14 protein-coding genes are annotated in these 19,689 nt (G+C 69.2%); 12 read left to right on the top strand and 2 right to left on the bottom strand.

All coding sequences use genetic code 11. From position 1 onward, the window contains the following. The first annotated feature begins 2 nt into the window (after window positions 1–2). Together H5393_RS04400 and H5393_RS04395 are read left to right on the top strand one after the other, a co-directional pair. Window positions 3–2,009 carry a maltotransferase domain-containing protein gene (locus H5393_RS04400; RefSeq protein ID WP_370585924.1) on the top strand — a complete coding sequence of 669 codons (2,007 nt, stop codon included), beginning with the start codon at window positions 3–5 and terminating at the stop codon, window positions 2,007–2,009. Beyond that, window positions 2,006–3,157 (top strand): phosphotransferase, encoded by a 1,152-nt coding sequence (locus H5393_RS04395; RefSeq protein ID WP_182765600.1) that lies wholly within the window; start codon window positions 2,006–2,008, stop codon window positions 3,155–3,157. Before H5393_RS04400 ends, H5393_RS04395 begins: the two co-directional genes overlap by 4 nt. On the opposite strand, the gene H5393_RS04390 is transcribed toward H5393_RS04395, so the two are convergent. Next, a complete protein-coding gene (locus H5393_RS04390; RefSeq protein WP_182765599.1) occupies window positions 3,136–3,762 on the bottom strand; it encodes an RNA polymerase sigma factor in 627 nt (208 codons plus the stop codon). The genes H5393_RS04395 and H5393_RS04390 overlap by 22 nt on opposite strands. A 120-nt stretch (window positions 3,763–3,882) precedes the next feature. Here H5393_RS04390 and H5393_RS04385 point away from each other — a divergent pair, with 120 nt between their 5' ends. From H5393_RS04385 to H5393_RS04375, 3 genes are all read left to right on the top strand, one after another. Beyond that, window positions 3,883–6,702, top strand: a complete 2,820-nt coding sequence (locus H5393_RS04385; protein WP_182765598.1) for a BTAD domain-containing putative transcriptional regulator — start codon at window positions 3,883–3,885, stop codon at window positions 6,700–6,702. Between the two features lie 87 nt (window positions 6,703–6,789). Next, window positions 6,790–8,685: a 1,4-alpha-glucan branching protein GlgB gene (gene glgB, locus H5393_RS04380; RefSeq protein WP_182765597.1), complete on the top strand. Its 1,896-nt coding sequence runs from the start codon at window positions 6,790–6,792 to the stop codon at window positions 8,683–8,685. After that, window positions 8,682–9,467, top strand: a complete 786-nt coding sequence (locus H5393_RS04375; RefSeq protein WP_182765596.1) for an NUDIX hydrolase — start codon at window positions 8,682–8,684, stop codon at window positions 9,465–9,467. The genes glgB and H5393_RS04375 overlap by 4 nt, the downstream gene beginning before the upstream one ends. A gap of 22 nt (window positions 9,468–9,489) precedes the next feature. Here the strand turns inward: H5393_RS04375 and H5393_RS04370 are convergent, their stop codons facing one another. Then, window positions 9,490–9,861 (bottom strand): ankyrin repeat domain-containing protein, encoded by a 372-nt coding sequence (locus H5393_RS04370; protein WP_182765595.1) that lies wholly within the window; start codon window positions 9,859–9,861, stop codon window positions 9,490–9,492. A gap of 33 nt (window positions 9,862–9,894) precedes the next feature. Here H5393_RS04370 and treY point away from each other — a divergent pair, with 33 nt between their 5' ends. From treY to H5393_RS04335, 7 genes are all read left to right on the top strand, one after another. Then, window positions 9,895–12,423, top strand: a complete 2,529-nt coding sequence (treY, locus tag H5393_RS04365; RefSeq protein WP_182765594.1) for a malto-oligosyltrehalose synthase — start codon at window positions 9,895–9,897, stop codon at window positions 12,421–12,423. Then, window positions 12,423–14,129, top strand: coding sequence for a malto-oligosyltrehalose trehalohydrolase (gene treZ, locus H5393_RS04360; RefSeq protein WP_182765593.1), 1,707 nt, complete (start codon window positions 12,423–12,425; stop codon window positions 14,127–14,129). Before treY ends, treZ begins: the two co-directional genes overlap by 1 nt. Then, window positions 14,122–15,021, top strand: coding sequence for a tetratricopeptide repeat protein (locus tag H5393_RS04355; protein WP_182765592.1), 900 nt, complete (start codon window positions 14,122–14,124; stop codon window positions 15,019–15,021). The genes treZ and H5393_RS04355 overlap by 8 nt, the downstream gene beginning before the upstream one ends. Before the next feature lie 14 nt (window positions 15,022–15,035). Continuing rightward, on the top strand, window positions 15,036–16,664 hold the full coding sequence (gene pgm / locus H5393_RS04350; RefSeq protein WP_182765591.1) for a phosphoglucomutase (alpha-D-glucose-1,6-bisphosphate-dependent): 1,629 nt from the start codon (window positions 15,036–15,038) through the stop codon (window positions 16,662–16,664). Between the two features lie 55 nt (window positions 16,665–16,719). Next, on the top strand, window positions 16,720–17,169 hold the full coding sequence (gene mce, locus H5393_RS04345; protein WP_076058548.1) for a methylmalonyl-CoA epimerase: 450 nt from the start codon (window positions 16,720–16,722) through the stop codon (window positions 17,167–17,169). Between the two features lie 125 nt (window positions 17,170–17,294). Continuing rightward, entirely contained in the window at window positions 17,295–18,398 is a 1,104-nt protein-coding gene (locus H5393_RS04340) for a DivIVA domain-containing protein (protein WP_182765590.1), read from the top strand. Further along, a complete protein-coding gene (locus H5393_RS04335; protein WP_370585923.1) occupies window positions 18,395–19,666 on the top strand; it encodes an AI-2E family transporter in 1,272 nt (423 codons plus the stop codon). The genes H5393_RS04340 and H5393_RS04335 overlap by 4 nt, the downstream gene beginning before the upstream one ends. Window positions 19,667–19,689 lie beyond the last annotated feature (23 nt).

Below are 19,689 nucleotides of genomic sequence, written 5' to 3'. Positions count from 1 at the left end.
GCGTGACTGAGGACATCTCGCCCCGTATCAGCAAGCGCATCGTCCGGACAGACGGAGGCTTCGGCCGCATCCCCGTCACCGGCGTCACTCCCGTCATCGAGGGAGGGGCCTACCCCGTCAAAGCTGTGGTCCATGAACGCATCCTGATCCAGGCCTCCGTCTTCCGTGAGGGCCACGACGCGGTCAACGCATCGGTCATCCTCACCTCCCCCGGCGGCACCCAGCGTCGCGTCGACATGAAACAGGTCGAGCCGATGGGCCTCGACATCTGGCAGGCGCACGTGCGCATGGCCGCCGAGGGCGACTGGACCTACCGCATCGAGGGCTGGTCAGATCCCTGGGGCACCTGGCGCCACGCCGCGGAGAAGAAGCTCCCGGTCGGGGTCGACGTCGAACTGGTGTGCATGGAGGGCCGTGACCTCCTGGAGCGGGCCGCCCAGCACGCGGACCAGCTGCGGGTCGCCGGCGCCGCCCACCTCCTGCGCGGCGCGGCCGAGACGATCACGCCGGAGACGGACATCGAGGAGATCCTCGAGCTGGTCACCTCCGGCCCCATCCAACGGGCCATGGCCCGCTTCGGCCCGCGTGAAATGGTCTCCCCCACCCCCGACTACCCCATCCGGGTCGAGCGTCGGCGCGCGCTGTACTCCTCCTGGTACGAGTTCTTCCCCCGTTCCCAGGGCGCTCATGTGGACGAGCACGGCACCTGGCACTCGGGCACGTTCAATTCTTCGCACGAGCGCCTGGAGGCTGCCGCCGCCATGGGCTTCCACGTGGTCTACCTGCCGCCCATCCACCCCATCGGCACCGCCTTCCGCAAGGGCAAGAACAACTCTCTGGACCCGAGTCCGCAGGATCCCGGTTCCCCGTGGGCGATCGGCTCCCGGGACGGCGGGCACGATGCAATCCACCCGGAACTCGGCGACTTCGAGGACTTCGACAGGTTCGTCGCGAAGGCCCGTTCGCTGGGCCTCGAGGTGGCGCTCGACCTGGCGCTGCAGGCCTCCCCGGACCACCCCTGGGTACAGGACCACCCGGAATGGTTCACCACCCGGCTGGACGGCACCATCGCCTACGCCGAGAACCCCCCGAAGAAGTACCAGGACATCTACCCCGTCAACTTCGACCTCGACCCGGTGGGCATCTACCACGAGGTGCTGCGCATCGTGCGGTTCTGGATCGACCGCGGCGTGAGCATCTTCCGCGTCGACAACCCGCACACCAAGCCCGTCGAGTTCTGGGACTGGCTCATGAGCCGGGTCTACGAGACAAACCCCGAGGTGATCTTCCTCGCAGAGGCGTTCACGAAGCCGCAGATGATGGCCGCGCTCGGCAAGGTGGGATTCCACCAGAGCTACACCTACTTCACCTGGCGCAACGCGAAGTGGGAACTCGAGGAGTACCTCACCGAGCTGTCCTCGGAGATGGCCTCCTTCTACCGGCCCAACTTCTTCGTCAACACCCCGGACATCAACCCGTTCTACCTCCAGTCGGGCAACCCGGCCGCCTTCTCGATCCGGGCGATCCTGGCCGCCACCATGTCCCCCACCTGGGGCGTCTACTCCGGCTTCGAACTCTTCGAGCACGAACCGCTGGCCGAAGGCCGTGAAGAGTACCTCAACTCGGAGAAGTACGAGTACCGGCCGCGTGACTACAACGCGCAGCCCAACCTCAACCTCCTGTTGGGGAGGCTCAACGAGATCCGCGAGCAGCACCCGTCGCTGCAGCAGCTGCGCGACATCCACCTCCACCATGCCGCGCACGACCAGGTCATCGTCTACTCCAAGCGCGACGCCGACGACCTGGTCGTCGTCGTGTGCTCCCTGGACCAGGACGCCACGGTGGAGTCGCCCGTCATGCTCGACTTCGACGCGCTCGGCTTCCCGAACCGCGCCACGGTCAAGGTGCACGACCTGCTGACCGGCGAGGAGTACCAGTGGGGCCGCGAGTCCTTCGTCCGGCTCTACCCCGGCAAGCCCGCCCACATCTTCCACGTGACGGCCGAATGAACGGCACCGATGATCTCTGGAACCTCGCGCTCACGCAGCGGTGGTTCTCCGGGCGCGAAGGGCGTCCCGTCGACGTCGAGTACGGCGATTGGCTCCCCTCGGAGGATGCCGAGGTCCGTCTGCGGCCGGCGGTGCTCGTCGTCGAGTTCGAGGGCGGACGCCGGGAGCGCTTTCTCATCCCGCTGCTGTACCGCGGGGGACAGGACCCCATTGATGCCTGCGACGACGGCGGGGTTCTGCTGGACCTGCTCCGCACCGACGCGCCCGGGTTCGAGCGGCTCCGCGACGTGCCTGAGGGGCTGCCCGCCCGCCGTTACACGGGCGAGCAGTCCAACACGAGCATCTTCTACGGCACGCACCTATTGGTGAAGGTGTTCCGCCGCCTCGAGCCGGGCGTCAACGCCGACGTGGAGGTGCACCGGGCGCTGGCCGGTAGCGGCGTGGTGGCCGAGCTCTATGGCTCGTGGCGGGTCGACGGCACAGACTATGCGGTCTTCCTGGAGGCGCTGAAGGCCCCGCAGGACGGCTACGTCCTCGCCTGTGAGTTCGCCTCGGCTGGCCGCAGTTTCGCAGACCACGCGCAGGCACTGGGCGTCGCGCTGGCCACGGTGCACCATCGCTTGGCCGCGCACTTCCCCACCTCGACGACCGACGGCGCCCGGCTGGCGGATGACTTCAGGCGAAGGTTCCGGGCCGTCGCCTCCGAAGTCGGTGCCGTCGAGCGGTATCTGCCGGCCGCGGAGGCGGTGTTCGGCCAGGTCGCGGACCACGGGGTGCCCACGCAACGCGTGCACGGTGACTGCCACCTCGGCCAGGTCCTCCTCAGCGAGGGCCGGTGGATCTACGTCGACTTCGAGGGTGAGCCCCTGAAGTCGATCGAGGAGCGCAGCCTGCCGGATTCACCGTTGCGCGATGTCGCCGGCATGCTGCGTTCCTTCGCCTACGCCGCAGCAGCCGGCGAAGCTGACGATGCCTGGCTCACCGAGGCCCGAGACGCCTTCCTGCGCGGCTACGGGCGGGACCACATCGACGCGCCGCTGCTGGCGGCCTACGAGATCGACAAGGCGGGCTACGAGGCGACCTATGAATCGCGCTACCGCCCCCACCTGCTCGGCGTCCCCCTGGGCTACCTCGGCACGCTCGGCTGAAGCGCCCCCGCCACTGCCAGCCGGTGCCTCACCAGCACTGCGCGCAGCAACTGGTCGAAACGCGTACGGTCCAGAGCCGGCGCCCCCTGGAGCGGGCGAATCCCGCCGCCCCTGCTCAGCCGGGCCTTGACCGTGTGGATGCCCACCACCTGGTGCACCGCGATCTGCTCGTAGGTCAATCCACAGATGTCGCGCAGCACCAACGCCTCTCTGATGACGACCGGCAGAGACTCCACCACCCCCCGCAGCCGCAGTTCGACCGGATCCGTGCACACGGGCACGGGAAGTGCCGCCTGTCTGAACGGCTCTGGGCTCCGTTGCCGGTGCCAGGCGACGGCCCGGGACGTCCCCGCCGCCACGAGACTCAGCCAGTGGCCGAACGCCACCGCCCCGCTGTAATCAGTTATCGCCCTCCTCGCGTTGCCGAACGTGTGCGCCAACGCATCCATCGCGTCGCGCGGGTCGTTGGTGATCCTCAGACAGACGGACCACAACGTGTGGCGGTGCGGCTCGAGCAGCGTCCCGAACGCCCGCTCATCCCCCGCGCGTGCCGCGTCGATGGCAAAGGTCCTTGCCGCTATGTCGCCCACCGATGTGATCGTCATGTTGTCCCCCCTGAAATCAACGGTGACCTGAGCCATATCCTCGTCCGGCGACTTAAGGGATCCTTAAACTTCCTTACCGGATGGGCTTTGGGAACGCCTCCGTCGTGAAAGCATGTGTTGATGGAGAAGGCTTGCCGGATTCGCCTTCTCGGCCCCGCCCGGGTGCTGGGGGCCGACGGCGCCGGCCCTGTGATGATGAGCGGAACGCGGCAGCGGGTCCTGCTGGCTGCGCTCGCCCTGAGGCCCGGCCGCCCCGTCCCCGTGCCGGACCTCGTTTCCGCGCTCTGGGGGGACGAACCGCCGGACAGCGTGCACAACGCCCTCCAGGTCCACGTCTCAGGGCTACGCAAGGTTCTCGAACCGCTCGGTTTCCCCATCGTCCGCGACGGCGCCACCTACACTCTGGCCTGCGGGATCTCCGACGTCGACGTCGCCATGTTCGAGGCTCTCGTCACCCGCGCCCAGTCCCTCCTCCGCAGCGCCGCCCCGGACCAGGCGCTCGAGGTGCTGGAACGAGCCTTCACGCTCGCTGCCGGCCCGCTGCTGGCGGGGCTGGACCTGACCGCCTGGTTGGAGCAGGCCCGCAGGGCGATCGCCGAGCGGCATGTGGCCGCCCGCCGGGACCACGTCATCGCCCTCTTCCGCAGCGGACGTGCGGAACGGGCGGTGGAGGAGGCCAGGTCGCTGGTGGCCGACGACCCCCTCGACGAGGCGTCCTGGTCACGCCTGATGGCAGCCCAGTACCATGCGGGCCAGCCCGGTGCCGCCCTCGAAACCTTCCACCAGGCCCGACGCACGCTCCTCGACGAACTCGGCGTGGAGCCGTCACCCGAGCTCAGCGCGCTGCAGCGCGACATCCTCAACCACAGGCTCCCGTCCCCGGTCACCCCGCCGACGTTGCAGGGGGCGTCGCTGCCGACGGGCGACCTCATCGGACGTGACGACCTCGTCGCGCGCGTGCTCTCGGCGGTGGGCTCACACCGGCTCGTGACGCTCCACGGTCTCGGAGGGGTGGGCAAGTCCGCCCTCTGCGTCGCGGTGGTGGACAGGCTGAAGGCCGCGGGCCGGCGGGTGGCCACGACGGAGTTCATGCAGGTGTCCACGCCCAGGGACGCGCTGGAATCCTGGTGCCGAGCCCTCCAGTTGCCGATCGGGGACGGGGATCCGACGCAGACGATCGCAAGGACCGGACCGTGCGTCCTCGTGGCGGACAACGCAGAGCAGTTCGACGGCTTCGCAGACCTTGCGCTCGCCCTGCTGTCCGCGGCGCCTGAGGCCACGGTGCTCGTGACCGCCCGCCAGCCGGTCGGGATCGGGCCGGAGGCGGCGATCGTCGTGCCGCCGCTGCCGTCGGATCCCAGCGGCCCCTCGGCAGCCGAGGAGTTGTTCCTCCGCCATTGCCGCCGAGCGAGACCCGGCATCGACCTCGAGGATTCCCGAGACGACATCCGCGAACTGTGCAGGCTGAGCGGCGGCCTGCCGCTGGCGATCGAACTCCTCGCGGCCCGGATCAGGGTCTCGTCCCCAGTGCGGCTGGTCGAGCAACTGCGCCGCTCCCCCGAGGCGCTCGCAGCCCTCACGACGGACCGCGACCCCCGGCGCAGCATCCCCGCCGTCGTCGAGTGGGCGGCCAACGGTTGCTCGCGGGAGGCACGGATGCTGCTGCGTGCCCTGGCCGAGGCGACGGGACTCGTCAGTGGGCGCCTCGTCGACTCCCTCAGCCGCAGCCCCCACGCGCTGATGGAACTGGTGGACGCCGGACTCGTCACGGGACCGACGGACTCTGACCACTTTCTCGTCCTGCCCCCGGTGGCGCAGGCCCTCGGCGACTCCGACGGCCCGACCAGGGACGCGCTGCTGGACGCCGTGACGGATCTGGTGCGGCCTCCCGACGGGTCACAGCCATCGGTGCGGGCCCTCCTGGATGACGAGTCAGCCGTGTTGCGGGCGGTGACGCTCTCCTGCGAGGCAGGGCATCCCGGGGTGCTGTTGCCGTGGCTCGAACCGTTCTGGCTCGCCACGGCCCGTGTGCGCGAGGGCATCCGCGTTCTGCGGGGGGCGGTGGAGAGCGCCCATCCCGACGACAGGGTGGCCCTGCAGGTCTCGCTGGGGCTGTTGGCGATCCTGACCGGCGAAGGCGATGCCGACGCCTTGGAGGGGTCGCTGCGGGAGGCGGAGACCACCCCCTGGCACCACAGTCGGCTCGTCGTCGAGGGCTGGTGCAGCGTCGGGGGTCTCCATGCGGCCGCCCTCCGGCCTGAGGAGGTGACGAGGTGTGCGCAGGAGGCGACCACAGCGGCCGGCCACGACCCGGTGCTGCGCGCCCTGGCGCTGGGCTGCTCTGCGGCCGCCGCCGACGCCGCCGGTGACACTGAGCACGCCGTCGACCTGGGCTTCCGGAGCGTCGCCGAACTCCGACGCCACGGGGACCCCCAGGATCTGGTCGTGGCGCTGGGGCGGTTGGTCGAGCCCCTCGTCCGCCTCGGCCGGGTGGCGCAGGCGCGGGTCAGCGTCGACGAGATGTTGGAGCTGTCGGCCCGGCACCCCATGGGGATGGGAGCTGTGGCGGTCTCGGCAGAGGCGGCCGTCGTCGAGCTCGCGGAGGGCGGGGCCGCCGCCTCGATCGGAATGGCGACCACGGTGCTGGCCAAACTCGACGAAGTGGGGTGCCGCACACGCCACGAGGTGGTGGCGCTGCGTTGCATCGCCCTCGCTCACACGCAACTCGGCCGCCCCGGCCTCGGGGCCCGCTTCCTGGGCGCCGCCGACGAAGTGGCCCACCGTGCCGGCCGGCATCCCGAGGAACCAGGGGCGCTGATGTTCGAATCGACACTGGCCGCGCTGCGGGCCGCCCCCGAATTCGCGGAGAACCGCCTCATCGGCCGATCCGATCCCGACGGTGTGGTCCAGCGCTGGCTGGCAGCCATCGCCAACGCCTGAAACCGGGCACGCAGCCACGGGGTCCGCCAGCGGCGCACCCCTGGGCACGCTAGATTGGCGCGCAGACCTGCACGATGGGAGCAAGACATGGCGCATGACCAGTTCGGCGGACTGACCGGGTGGGACTTCGAGGGTTTCCACAGCGGCGGCGACACAGAACTGTGGCGGCGCCTCGGTAGCAAGGTGGTCAGCGTCAACGACGACGGCCGGGAGGTTACCGGCGTCCGCTTCGCCGTCTGGGCGCCCAACGCGCGCTCGGTCCAGGTGATCGGCGACTTCAACTGGTGGACCGGCGACCAACTCCACCTCGTCCCCGGCACCGGCGTGTGGGCCACCTTCATCCCCGGCCTCGACGAGGGCACGCTCTACAAGTTCCGGATCGAGACGGCCGACGGCCAGTGGCTCGAGAAGGTCGATCCCATGGCCCGCTTCTCCGAGCAGGCACCGGCCAACGCGTCGATCGTCTACGAGTCGAAGTACCTCTGGTCCGACGACGAGTGGATCGCCAAGCGACGCGCCGCGCAGGCCCACGCCGAGCCGATGAGCATCTACGAGGTGCACCTCGGCGGCTGGCGCAAGGGTAAGAGCTACCTGGACCTTGCCGAGGAACTGGTCAGCTACGTCAAGTGGCAGGGCTACACGCACGTCGAGTTGATGCCCGTGGCGGAGCACCCCTTCGAGCCCAGCTGGGGATACCAGGTCACCGGCTACTTCTCCCCCACGTCACGCTTCGGTAAGCCGGATGACCTGCGTTACCTCATCGACCGCCTGCACCAGGCGGGCATCGGCGTGATCATGGACTGGGTGCCCGGTCACTTCCCGAAGGACGCCTGGGCGCTGGGCCGCTTCGACGGCACCGCACTCTACGAGCACGCTGATCCCCGGCAGGGCGAGCACCAGGACTGGGGCACCTACATCTTCAACTACGGCCGCAACGAGGTGAAGAGCTTCCTCGTGTCCAACGCGCTGTACTGGATCCAGGAGTTCCACGTCGACGGGCTGCGCGTCGACGCGGTGGCATCGATGCTCTACCTGGACTACTCGCGCGAGGAGGGCCAGTGGGTACCGAACCAGCACGGCGGCCGCGAGAACCTCGAGGCAATCGACTTCCTGCGCTACGTCAACCGGCACCTCTATGAGCGCGAGCCCGGCGTCCTGATGATCGCTGAAGAGTCGACGAGCTTCGCCGGCGTCACCAAGCCGGTGCACGAGGGTGGTCTGGGCTTCGGCTTCAAGTGGAACATGGGCTGGATGAACGACACGCTGCGCTACCTGCAGCTCGACCCGGTCTACCGCCAGCACGAGCACAACCTGCTCACCTTCGCGATGGTCTACCAGTATTCGGAGAACTTCATCCTGCCGATCAGCCACGACGAGGTCGTGCACGGCAAGGGCTCCATGATCAACAAGGTCCCGCAGGACGACTGGCGCAAGTTCGCGACGCTGCGCGCCTACTACTCCTTCATGTGGAGCTTTCCCGGCAAGCAGCTGGTGTTCATGGGTTGCGAGTTCGGCCAGCGCCCGGAGTTCAACGAGTCCGTCTCGCTCGAGTGGTGGGTCAGCGAGCTGTGGGGGCACGGCGGCCTGCAGCGCCTCTTCCGCGACCTGAACCTCATCTACCGCGCCACCCCCGCCCTCTACGAGCTGGACAGCTCGCCTGACGGCTTCAGCTGGATCAAGGCGGACGACCCCGGGCACAACGCGCTGTCCTGGGTCCGCCACGACTCGCAAGGCAACCATGTCGCCTGCATCGTCAACTTCTCCCCCGTCCCGCTCCAGGATTATGAGATCGGCCTGCCCGTCGACGGCACCTGGGAGGAGATCCTCAACACCGACGCGCCCATCTACGACGGTTCCGGCGAGTTCGGCAACCTCGGCGAGGTGCACGCGATCGACGAGCCGTGGGGCCACTGGCCGGCGCGCGCCAACGTCACGGTGCCCCCGCTCGGATCGGTCTGGTTGCGCAGGGCAGCAGGTCAGTGAGCGAGTTCAGCGTCTCTGTCGACATCACCGGCGGCGTCGGCACGCTCCGGTGGGAGGAGCAACAGGTCGACGTCGACACGCTGAAGCGGGCCATCTCGCTCGCCGCTGACGACGCCATCCTCGCCCACAACCTGCGCCGACTCCAGGTGGAGCTGCCGGAGTGGGACACGGCGGCCCGGGTCTCGCTGCACCGCGCCGGCTTCCGGCTCGAGGGGCGCCTGCGTTCGGTGTTGGAGCCCCAACCGGGCGTCTTCCGCGACATCCTCGTGTACTCGCGCCTCGCCGTCGATCCCGTCTACGGCGAGGTGGGGTTCTCGGGCGTGCTGGATTCGATCCTGCCCACCAAGCGCCTGATCGCCCATGCGTTGTTCCGCGACGCGGAGGGCCGGGTGCTGCTGCTGGAGACGTCCTACAAGGACGACTGGGAGCTGCCCGGCGGTGTCGTCGAGCCCGGGGAGTCGCCCCGCGTCGGCGGCGAACGCGAGTGCCTGGAGGAGCTCGGCATCGAGGTGCGGTTCGGCCAGCCACTGCTCGTCGACTGGATGCCGCCGTACCTCGGCTGGTCGGATGCGCTGGAGCTCATCTTCGACGGCGGGGTGCTCGACGACGACACCATCTCGCGGCTGGGCACCGACGACCCCGAGATCGTCGCCATCCACTGGGTGGCACCGGAGGACGTCGAACCCCACGTCATGGACCTGTCCGCCCGGCGGATCCGTCTGATGCTCGACAGCTACACCGGGCTCACCGAGAACGGCTACCCGGTCCCCGACGCCGGTTGAGCCCCGCGGTCCGCGCGAGGGGTCAGAGGGTGAGGCCGAACATCTGTGCGGTGGCGCGCGCTGAGGGCTGACCCGCTTCGGGATCTGCCCCCGCCTCCAGCAGCGCCGCGATCACGGCCTGTTCCTGTTTGAACACGGCCCCGGCCAGTGGGGACTGGCCCCGGTTGTTCAGGGCGTCCGGATCAGCACCCAGCGCCGCCAGGGCGCGCACGGTTCCGACATGGCCGTGGTAGGCGGCCAACATGAGCAGTGTGTTGCCGTCGGCATCCGTGAGGTCGACCGGCGCGCCCGCCTCGATGTAGGCGCTCAACCGCTGCGTCTCGCCCTGCCGTGCGCGATCGAAGAGCCAGTCGGCCAGCGTCGCAGGGTCCGAACCGTCAGGAATTTCACTCATGGATGGAACCCTAGCCCGCCTATGCTGGAACGCATGGCACGGTCCGCATCCGCCCTTCCCACGTCCACTTACCGCCTTCAGCTGAACGCGGACTTCACCTTCGAGGACGCCACCAGGCAGCTGCCCTATCTGGCCTCCCTGGGCGTCACCCACATCTTCTGCTCCCCCATCCTCCAGGCCGCCCCGGGCTCCATGCACGGCTACGACGTGGTGGACCACTCGCGGATCTCCGTGGAGTGCGGCGGCGAGGACGGGTTCCGCAGGATGGTGGCGGCCGCGCGGGAACTGGAGCTCGGCATCATCGTCGACGTCGTGCCCAACCACATGGCGGTCCCCACCCCGCTGTGGCTCAACCGCGCGCTGTGGGACGTGCTGCGCTCGGGCGCTGACTCGGAGTTCGCCGGCTGGTTCGACATCGACCTCACCCGTTCCCGCGCCATCCTCATGCCGGTGCTCGGCCGGCGCATCGGGGACGAACTGGCAGACAACACGATCCGGCTGGAGAACCGGATGTTCCCCGGCGGCGGCGAGCCGGTCATCGTCTACCACGACCACGTCTTCCCGGTCCGCCCGGGCACTGAGCACCTGCCGCTCATCGAACTCCTCGAGCAGCAGTGGTACCGCCTGGCCTACTGGAAGGTCGGCAACGAGGAACTCAACTACCGGCGCTTCTTCGACGTCGACACGCTCGCGGCCATCCGCGTGGAGGACCCGGAGGTCTTCGAGACGAGCCACGCCAAGCTCATCGAGCTGTTCGACGAGGGGCTGATCGACGGCTTCCGCATCGACCATCCGGACGGCCTGGCCACCCCGCGCGGCTACCTCCAGATGCTGCAGCGCGCCACCGGGGGCTGCTGGGTCGTGGTGGAGAAGATCCTCGAGCCGCACGAGCAGCTGCCGGAGGGCTCCCGGTGCGCGGGCACCACGGGCTACGACGCACTGCTGCGGGTCAACGGCCTCTTCCACGATCCCAGCCAGCTGGCCAGGCTGAACGACCTCTGGGAGCGCACCGCGGACACGTCCGAGGGCTGGTTCGGCCAGGTGCTGCAGCAGGCCAAGGAGGAGCTGGTCAGGACGATGTTGTTCACGGAGGTCAACCGGCTGACCTCGATCGCCGTGGCTGTCTGCGGCTCCGACCTGAGGCTGCGCGACCACACCCGTCGCGACCTGGAGCGGGCGATCCGGAGCCTGCTCGTCCAGATGGACCGCTACAGGGCGTACCTCGAACCCGGGCTGCCGGCCAGCGACGCCGAGCTCGCCGTCGTGCGGGAGGCGGCAGACCGGGCGCGCCCGGACCTGGACGACGACGAGCAGGCCACGCTCGACTTCATCGTGGCCCTCGTCTCGGGCGAAGACCCCACCGGTGAAGGCGGCGGCCCCGAGACCCTGCCCTCGGTGACTGCGCACCCCGTGACCACCGAGCTGCCGGACTCGGCACCTGATGTGGCTGCGCTCCGCGCGGAGTTCATGATCCGCTTCGCCCAGACCTGCGGGCCGGTGATGGCCAAGGCCAAGGAGGACACTGCCTTCTACCGCTGGAACCGCTTCGTCGGTGTCAACGAGGTGGGCAGCGAACCCACCATCGTCGGGATCTCGCCGGATGCCTTCCATGACTTCTGCGAACAGCTGAACCAGCTGTGGCCGGCCACCATGACCACCCTGTCCACGCACGACACCAAGCGCTCCGAGGACGTCCGGGCACGGCTCTCCGCGCTGTTGGAGCACGCCAAGGCCTGGGAGGCGTGCCTGGCCGAACTGCGCGCCGCCACAGAGGAGATCCGCTCGTCGATGGTCGACGGCGCCACCGAACTGCTTGTGTGGCAGACCCTGGCGGCCGTGCGTCCCATCACCGAGGAACGGCTCGACAGGTACCTCACCAAGGCGATGCGCGAGGCGAAGCGGCACACCACCTGGACCGCCCCCGAAGCTTCGTACGAGTCGGCCGTGCTGGACCTCGCGCACGCGGGGCTGAGGAACGACCGGTGCGCCGCGGCCCTGGCAGAGTTCGACGACGTGACCGCGGACACCGTCCGCAGCAACGTGCTGGGCGCTAAGCTGATCCAACTGACCATGCCCGGGGTGCCGGACGTGTACCAGGGCTGCGAGATCGTCAACGTCTCGCTCGTCGACCCCGACAACCGTCGACCGGTGGATTTCGCCCTGCGCGCCAAACTGCTCGCCGAACTCGACGCGATCACCGCACCGGGCTCCCTGGATGCCGAGAAGCTCCTGGTCACGAGCCGCGCACTGCGGCTGCGGCGCCAGAGGGCCGACGCCTTCCGCGGCCCGGGGGCCACCTACGCGCCGGTCCCCACCACCTCCGGTCACGCGGTCGCCTTCGCACGGGGCACCGAAGGCGGCGGCGTGACCGCGGTCACCGTCGCCACCCGGCTCCCCTCTGCACTGGCTGAGCGGGGAGGCTGGGGCGAGCACCTGATCATCCTCCCGGAGGGCCGGTACCGCTGCATGTTCACCGGGCTGGAGATCGACGGCGGCGCGCAACCGCTGGCGAGCCTCCTGACAGAGCTCCCCGTCGCGCTGCTGATGGCGGTGGACGCCTGATGCGCCCAGAGGTCTGGGCGCCCCTGCCCACCGTCGTCGAACTGCAGCTGGTCACCAGCCGCCACCCCATGCGGCCGGACCCCTTCAGGCCCGGATGGTGGGTCGCGGACCATGAGTTCGACGCCGGAAGCCGCTACGGCTTCGTCCCGGACGGCGAGGGCCCCTTCCCGGACCCGCGTTCTCTCAGCCTCCCGGACGGGGTACACGGCCTGAGCCGCGCTGTGGCTCTGCCCAAGCAGCGCCCAACGGGATATCTCGGGACGCCCCTGCGCGGCAAGGTCCTCTACGAACTGCACGTCGGTACGTTCACGGACGAGGGCACCCTCGACGCCGCCGCCGGTCGTCTCGCCGACCTCCTCGAGCTCGGGGTCGAGGCCGTCGAGCTGATGCCGCTCAACGCTTTCGCCGGTGACCGGGGGTGGGGCTACGACGGTGTCGCGCCCTGGTCCGTGCACGCGGCCTACGGCGACCAGGAGGCGCTCGTGCGCTTCGTCGACGCGGCCCATGAACACGGGTTGGCCGTGCTCCTCGACGTGGTGCACAACCACCTCGGCCCCGAGGGGAACTACCTGTCGAAGTTCGGCCCGTACTTCACCGAGCGCCACACCACGCCCTGGGGACCGGCCGTTAACCTGGACGATGTGGGGGCCGCGGAGGTGCGCCGCTATCTGATCGGGTCGGCCCGCCATTTCCTCGTAGACATCGGGATGGACGGGCTGCGCCTCGACGCCGTGCACGCTCTCCGGGACGACTCGGCGCGGCATTTCCTCGCGGAACTCTCCGACGAGGTGGCCGGCTGGGAGGCCGAGACCGGCCGCCCGCTCACCCTGTTCGCGGAGTCAGACCTGAACCGCGCCGAGATGGTCTCCCCCGTCGGCACGTCCCCCGGAGCCAGGGGCATGGACGGGCAGTGGGCCGACGACATCCACCACGCGCTGCACTCATTCTTCGGCAGAGAGACGCAGGGCTACTACGTCGACTACGGCACCCCCGAGATCCTCGTCAAGGCCCTCACCCGGGTGTTCGTGCGCGACGGGGGCATCTCCGCCTTCCGGGGCACGCCGTGGGGGGCGCCCGTGGACCCGACGAGCCCCCACTACGACGGGCACTCTTTCGTGGCCTCGCTGCAGAACCACGATCAGGTGGGCAACCGAGCCGTGGGCGACCGCTTCCACATGCATGCCGGTCACGCCGCCCAGTCGGCCGCCGCGGCGCTGTACCTCCTGGGACCCTTCACTCCGATGCTCTTCATGGGAGAGGAGTGGGCCGCCTCCAGCCCATTCCCCTACTTCAGCCGGCTCGGACCGGAACTCGGGCCGTTGGTGACCGAGGGCCGGGCCCGGGAATTCGCCGCCATGGGGTGGCAGCAACAAACCCCTGACCCCCAGGCTGAGGAGACCTTCCTCAGCGCGAAGCTCCGATGGGAAGAGCGCTCGGAGGGCAAGCACGCCGAGATGCTGGAGTGGTACCGCACGCTGCTGCGCCTGCGCCGCGAACACCCCGAGTTCCGCAGCCCGGACCTCGCGGCCGTCGGTGCCGCGGTGCTCGACGCGGACACCGTGGCGCTGCACCGGGGCCCGTTCATGATCGTGGCCTCCCGCGTGCCGGACCGGGTGGGCGTCCCCCGCGGCGAGGTGCTCGCATCGACCGAGGGCTGCATCATCGTGCGGCGCGGCCGAGCCTGGCAAGATGGAACCCATGACTGATGCGAACTTCACGCGCCCGGGCGCCGTTGACCTCTCCTCACTGACGGATGCCGCACCGACGGTCGGCAGCTACGTCACCTCGGTGACCGAGGCCAGCTTCAACGACCTCGCCGGCACATCGATGCAGCACCCGGTCGTCGTCGAGTTCTTCTCCCCCCGGGACCCGAACGGCCAACAGGTCTCCTCAGCGCTGGCCGAGCTGATCAACGCCGCCCAGGGACGCTTCCTGCTGGGCCGCGTCGACGTCGACGCCGAACCGCGTCTGGCCCAGGCACTGGGCGTGCAGGCGGTGCCCACCGTCGTCGCCCTCATTGGGGGCCAGATGGCCCCGCTGTTCCAGGGCACCAAGTCCCGCGAGGAGATCTCGGCCGTGCTCGACCAGATCGCGCAACTCGCCGTCGGCAACGGCATGACCGGCCGGGCGCAGCCGGTGGGCGGTGCTCCCGCCGGCAACGGCGACGCCGAGCAGCAGCCCGTTGCCAACCCGCGCTTCGCGAAGGCCGACGCCGCCCTGCAGGCGGGCGACTTCGCACAGGCCGTCAAGGAATTCGACGAGCTGCTCAAGGAGACCCCGCACGACGCTGAGGTCATCGCCGGCCGCGCCCAGAGTGCCCTGCTGGAGCGCTCCGCCACCTTCAACCCGGCGGAGATCGTGGAGCGGGCCGCCGCCCAGCCCGACGATGTCGCCGCCCAGCTCGATGCGGCAGACCTCGAGATCATCAACGGTCGCTACGAGGAGGCGTTCGACAGGCTGCTCGGTCTCGCCGCCGAGAGCGACGAGGAGCAGCGCGACGCCATTCGCGTGCGACTGCTGGAGCTCTTCGAGGTCGTCGGTCGCGCCGAAAGGGTCGTCCTGAAGGCACGCCGCAAGCTCGCGTCCGTCCTGTTCTGAATAGGATGACTGGCATGGCACACGAGCGCGCCGGCCTGCCGGCCCAGGAATCAGATCTCATCAACGTCGACGAACTCCTCGCCGCCTACTTCGACCGCACCCCAGATCCGTCCAACCCGGACGAGATGGTCGTCTTCGGCACGTCGGGCCACCGTGGTTCCTCGCTCGACACGGCCTTCAACGAGGCGCACATCGCCGCCACCACCCAGGCGATCGTCGAGTACCGCGCAGCGCAGGGCACCACCGGCCCGCTGTTCATCGGCAAGGACACCCACGCCCTGTCGCTGCCCGCCTGGAAGACGGCGCTCGAGGTGCTGCACGCCAACGGCGTGAAGGTGCTGGCCGAGCGCGAGGACGAGTACACCCCCACACCGGCCGTCTCGCGCGCCATCATCCGGTACAACAACGACGGCAGCGCGGCGCAGGCCGACGGCATCGTCGTCACCCCGTCGCACAACCCGCCGCGCGACGGCGGCTTCAAGTACAACCCCCCCACGGGGGGCCCGGCAGACAGCGACGCCACCAAGGTGATCGCCGCCCGCGCCAACGAACTGCTCTCGGACATGGGCGCCGTCCGGCGCACGCCGTACGAAAAGATCGCCGCAGACATCGAGCGCTACGACTACCGCACGCCCTACTGTGCGGAGTTGGCCCAGGCGCTGAACTTCCCCGCCATCATGTCGGCCGGCCTCACGCACGGCGCTGATCCCATGGGCGGCGCGTCCGTCCAGTACTGGCAGTACCTCGCCGAGCAGGGCCTCCCCATCGAGGTCGTCAACCCGGAGGTGGACCCCACCTGGCGGTTCATGACGCTCGACACCGACGGCAAGATCCGCATGGACTGCTCCTCCCCCAACGCCATGGCCTCGCTCGTCGCCCAGCGCGACAGGTACACCGTCGCCACCGGAAACGACGCAGACTCGGACCGCCACGGCATCGTCACGCCGGACGCCGGCCTGATGAACCCCAACGCCTACCTGGCGGTGGCGATCAACTACCTGTTCGCCCACCGTTCCGGCTGGTCGTCCAGCGCCGGCATCGGCAAGACGCTGGTGTCGAGTTCGTTGATCGACAAGGTGGCCACCAAGCTCGGCCGGCGCCTCGTGGAGGTCCCGGTCGGCTTCAAGTGGTTCGTGCCTGGCCTGATGGGCGGCTCCATCGGCTTCGGCGGTGAGGAATCAGCAGGCGCGTCCTTCCTGACGCTGGACGGCCGCACGTGGACCACGGACAAGGACGGCATCCTCCTGGCGCTGCTGGCGTCCGAAATCATCGCCGTCACCGGCAAGACCCCCAGCGAGCACTATGCGGAACTCGAGGCCGAATTCGGCAGGTCCTACTATGCACGCGTGGACGCCGACGCCAACCGTGAGCAGAAGGCTCGCCTCGGCAGCCTCGGCCGCGCCGACGTGACCGTCGACGAGTTGGCCGGGGAGCCCATCCGCACGGTGCTGTCGCACGCGCCCGGCAACGACGCGCCCATCGGCGGCATCAAGGTCACCACGGACAACGCCTGGTTCGCTGCGCGCCCCTCCGGCACCGAGGACAAGTACAAGATCTACGCCGAGTCGCTGCGGTCCGAGGAACATCTGGCAGAGGTCCAGGTGGCCGCCAAGGCGCTCGTCGATGCCGCGCTGGTGAACTGAGTCCGAGGGCCACCCCGCCGCCGACGGCCGCACCCTCTATGGAAAACTAGGAGCCATGGAAAACTCTGATCTGTTCATCTGCATCGATCACGTCGGCCTGGCCGTCCCGGACCTCGATGAGGCCGTCAAGTTCCACACGGAGGTCTTCGGCTGGCGCGAACTGCACCGCGAGGTCAATGAGGAGCAGGGCGTTGCCGAGGCCATGATGGGCACCGGCGAGCAGGGCGAGGAGAACGCCAAGATCCAGCTGCTGGCCCCGCTGAACGAGAACTCGACCATCGCCAAGTTCATCGATCGCAACGGCGCCGGCATGCAGCAGCTCGCCTACCGCGTGGCGGACCTGGACAAGGTCAGCGAAACCCTCAAGGAACGCGGCATGCGCCTCCTGTTCCCGGAGGCCAAGCGCGGCACCGGCGGCTCCCGCATCAACTTCGTGCACCCCAAGGACGCACGCGGTGTGCTCCTGGAGCTGGTTGAACTGCCCAAGGAGCCTGCAGCGCACTGACGTTGCGTGCTTCCCGGCACAGACGGGGCGGGGCGGTCATCCGCCCCGCCCCCTTCGTGTCGGTTCCGGTGATCTGGCGCGGGCACCGACTAGGCTCTGAAGGAGCGAGATGGAAGGACTGCACGGTGACTGAACCCCAGGACCTCGAAACCGAGGAGACCGGACTCAACCTGTTCGACGACAGGGCCTCGGCGGTGGGCAGCTTCCCCAATTCCATGCTCGGCTACGACAAGCATTCCGTCGACAGTTACGTGCGGGAACTGGAGAACCGCGTCGCCGAACTCAAGATGCAGGTGCGCGAGCAGGCCCGCGAGACCCGCTACGTCCGCGACACCGTCGGCGACACCGACTTCAGCCGGCTGGGCGCCCACGCCGCAGGCCTCCTCAGGTCTGCCGAAGCGCAGGCGGGCGACCTCATCGACCGCGCCCAGCATGAAGCGGAACGGATCAAGACGGAGGCGCGCCGCACCGCGGCCGCGCTGCGCGAGTCCGCGCAGCAGGAAGCAGACGACGTGCGCCTCACCGGCCTCGCTGGGCTGCGCCAACTCCGCCAGGAGCAGGCACAGGCGGGCAAGGCCACGCTCGAAACCGCGCGCCGCGACGCGGACCTCATCCTCGAAGACGCCCGCATCCGGGCCAAGGCAGTGCTCGACGGCGCCACTGCGCGCTCCGAGAGCCTCCTCGAAGCCGGCCGGGCAGAAGCAAACCGGGTGCTCAAGGAGGCGGAGCGCCGGGCCATCGAGCTCAAGCTTGAAACCGAGCGCGCCGCGGAGAAGTCGGCCACGGAACTCGCGGCCCATGCGAAGGCCACAGACGACGCCATCGCTGGGCGCCTCACCCAGGCGGACAAGGACGCTTCGGCGGCTGCGGACCGGGCTCTGAAGGCCCGCGAGGAGGCCCAGGCCATCCGCGCCGAGGCGGTCAAGGCGGCTGAGGACATTCGGCTGACCGCCACCCGCCAGAGCGAGGAGACGCTCACCGTCCTCCGCGAGCGCGTTTCCCGCGCGGAGGCGGAGCTTGAGGAGAAGATCGCCTGGCGCAAGGAACAGTTGGAGCGCGAGATCGCCTCGCTGGAAGCCCGCCGCGCCAACGCGCTCGGGCAACTGAGCAACCTGCGTGCCCTGGCAGAGGAATCCGGCGAGCAGTACGCCGAGACCACCGCGGTCATCGCGACCGCAGATCCGGACAGCGAGACCACCATCATCCGAAACAGCAACGGGCAGCCGTGAGCCACCCCGACGAGGCGTCGCCGGAGACCGGTGTCCCTGGGGCCACCCCCGCTTCCGAGGCACCCGGTCCCGCCCCCGGCATGGCAGCCACGCCCAGGCACGTCGGGGCCGGCCACGCACGGCTGCCCCGCGTCGTCGGCCGCTTCTTCGGCACGACGGCGCGTGGGGCCCGTAAGATGCTCACCCCGCTGCCCGAGGCAGTCATCGAGCCGGTGCCCCCCACTCCGCACGCCGTCGAGGAGCGCCGCTACTCGGCCTTCGGCATGGGCTTCATGGGCGCCATCGGCGTCCTCGTAGCCCTTGCGCTTGCCCAGGCCGTCCTCACCGTGCAGAGCGTGCTCATCCTCGCCGTCCTCGCGCTCTTCCTGGCGCTGGGGCTCAACCCGGCCGTCGAATTCCTGACCCGCCTGCGCGTACCCCGCGGCATCGGGGTGGCGCTGGTGACCCTCCTGCTCCTCGGCGTGCTGGCCCTGGGCGTGGTCGCACTGGTTCCCATCTTCACCGAGCAGACCACCGCGCTCACCACGCAGTTGCCGGAGATGCTGCAGACCCTCCTCAACCATCCGCTCCTGGCGGAGTGGGAGCAACGCGACGAGGTACTGGCGCGGGCGCAGGAGTTCATCACCTCGGGAGCGCTGCTTCAAAACCTCTTCGGTGGGCTGATGGGCGCGGGCCGCCTGGTGGCCAACCTGGTCTTCTCCGTGATCGTCACGTTGGTGCTCACGGTGTACTTCCTGGCCTCACTCCCCACCATCAAGGAGACCATCTACGCCCTCGCCCCGGCCAGCCGGCGCCCCCGTGCGCGCTATCTGGCCGACGGCATCTTCGGCGGCGTCTCCGGCTACATCACCGGAATGTTCGTGATCGTCAGCATCGCGTCGGTGTCTGCGCTGATCTTCATGAACATCGCAGGCCTGGGCGACTACTCACTGGCGCTGGCCTTCGTCGTCGCGATCTTCTGCTTCATCCCGTTGGTCGGCTCCAGCCTGGCCATGATCACGGTCGCCATCGTCGGTTTCGCGGTGGATCCGGCCATCGGCATCGCCACCATCATCTACTTCGTGATCTACCAGCAGTTCGACGCCTACGTCCTCTATCCCAACGTGATGAAGCGCACCGTGAAAGTGCCGGGCGCATTGGTGGTCCTCTCGGCGATCATCGGCGGCATGCTGTTCGGTGTGATCGGGGCCGTCATCGCAATTCCCACCACCGCTGCGGTGCTGCTGCTGTACCGCGAGATCGTCCAGCCGGCGCTCGACGCCTCCTGATCCAGGGAGCAAGCCTGCTAGGT

The organism is Tessaracoccus sp. MC1756, from assembly GCF_014164735.1.
In the GTDB taxonomy this organism is placed as follows: Bacteria; Actinomycetota; Actinomycetes; order Propionibacteriales; family Propionibacteriaceae; genus Arachnia.
This window is presented reverse-complemented; position numbering and strand designations above follow the sequence as displayed.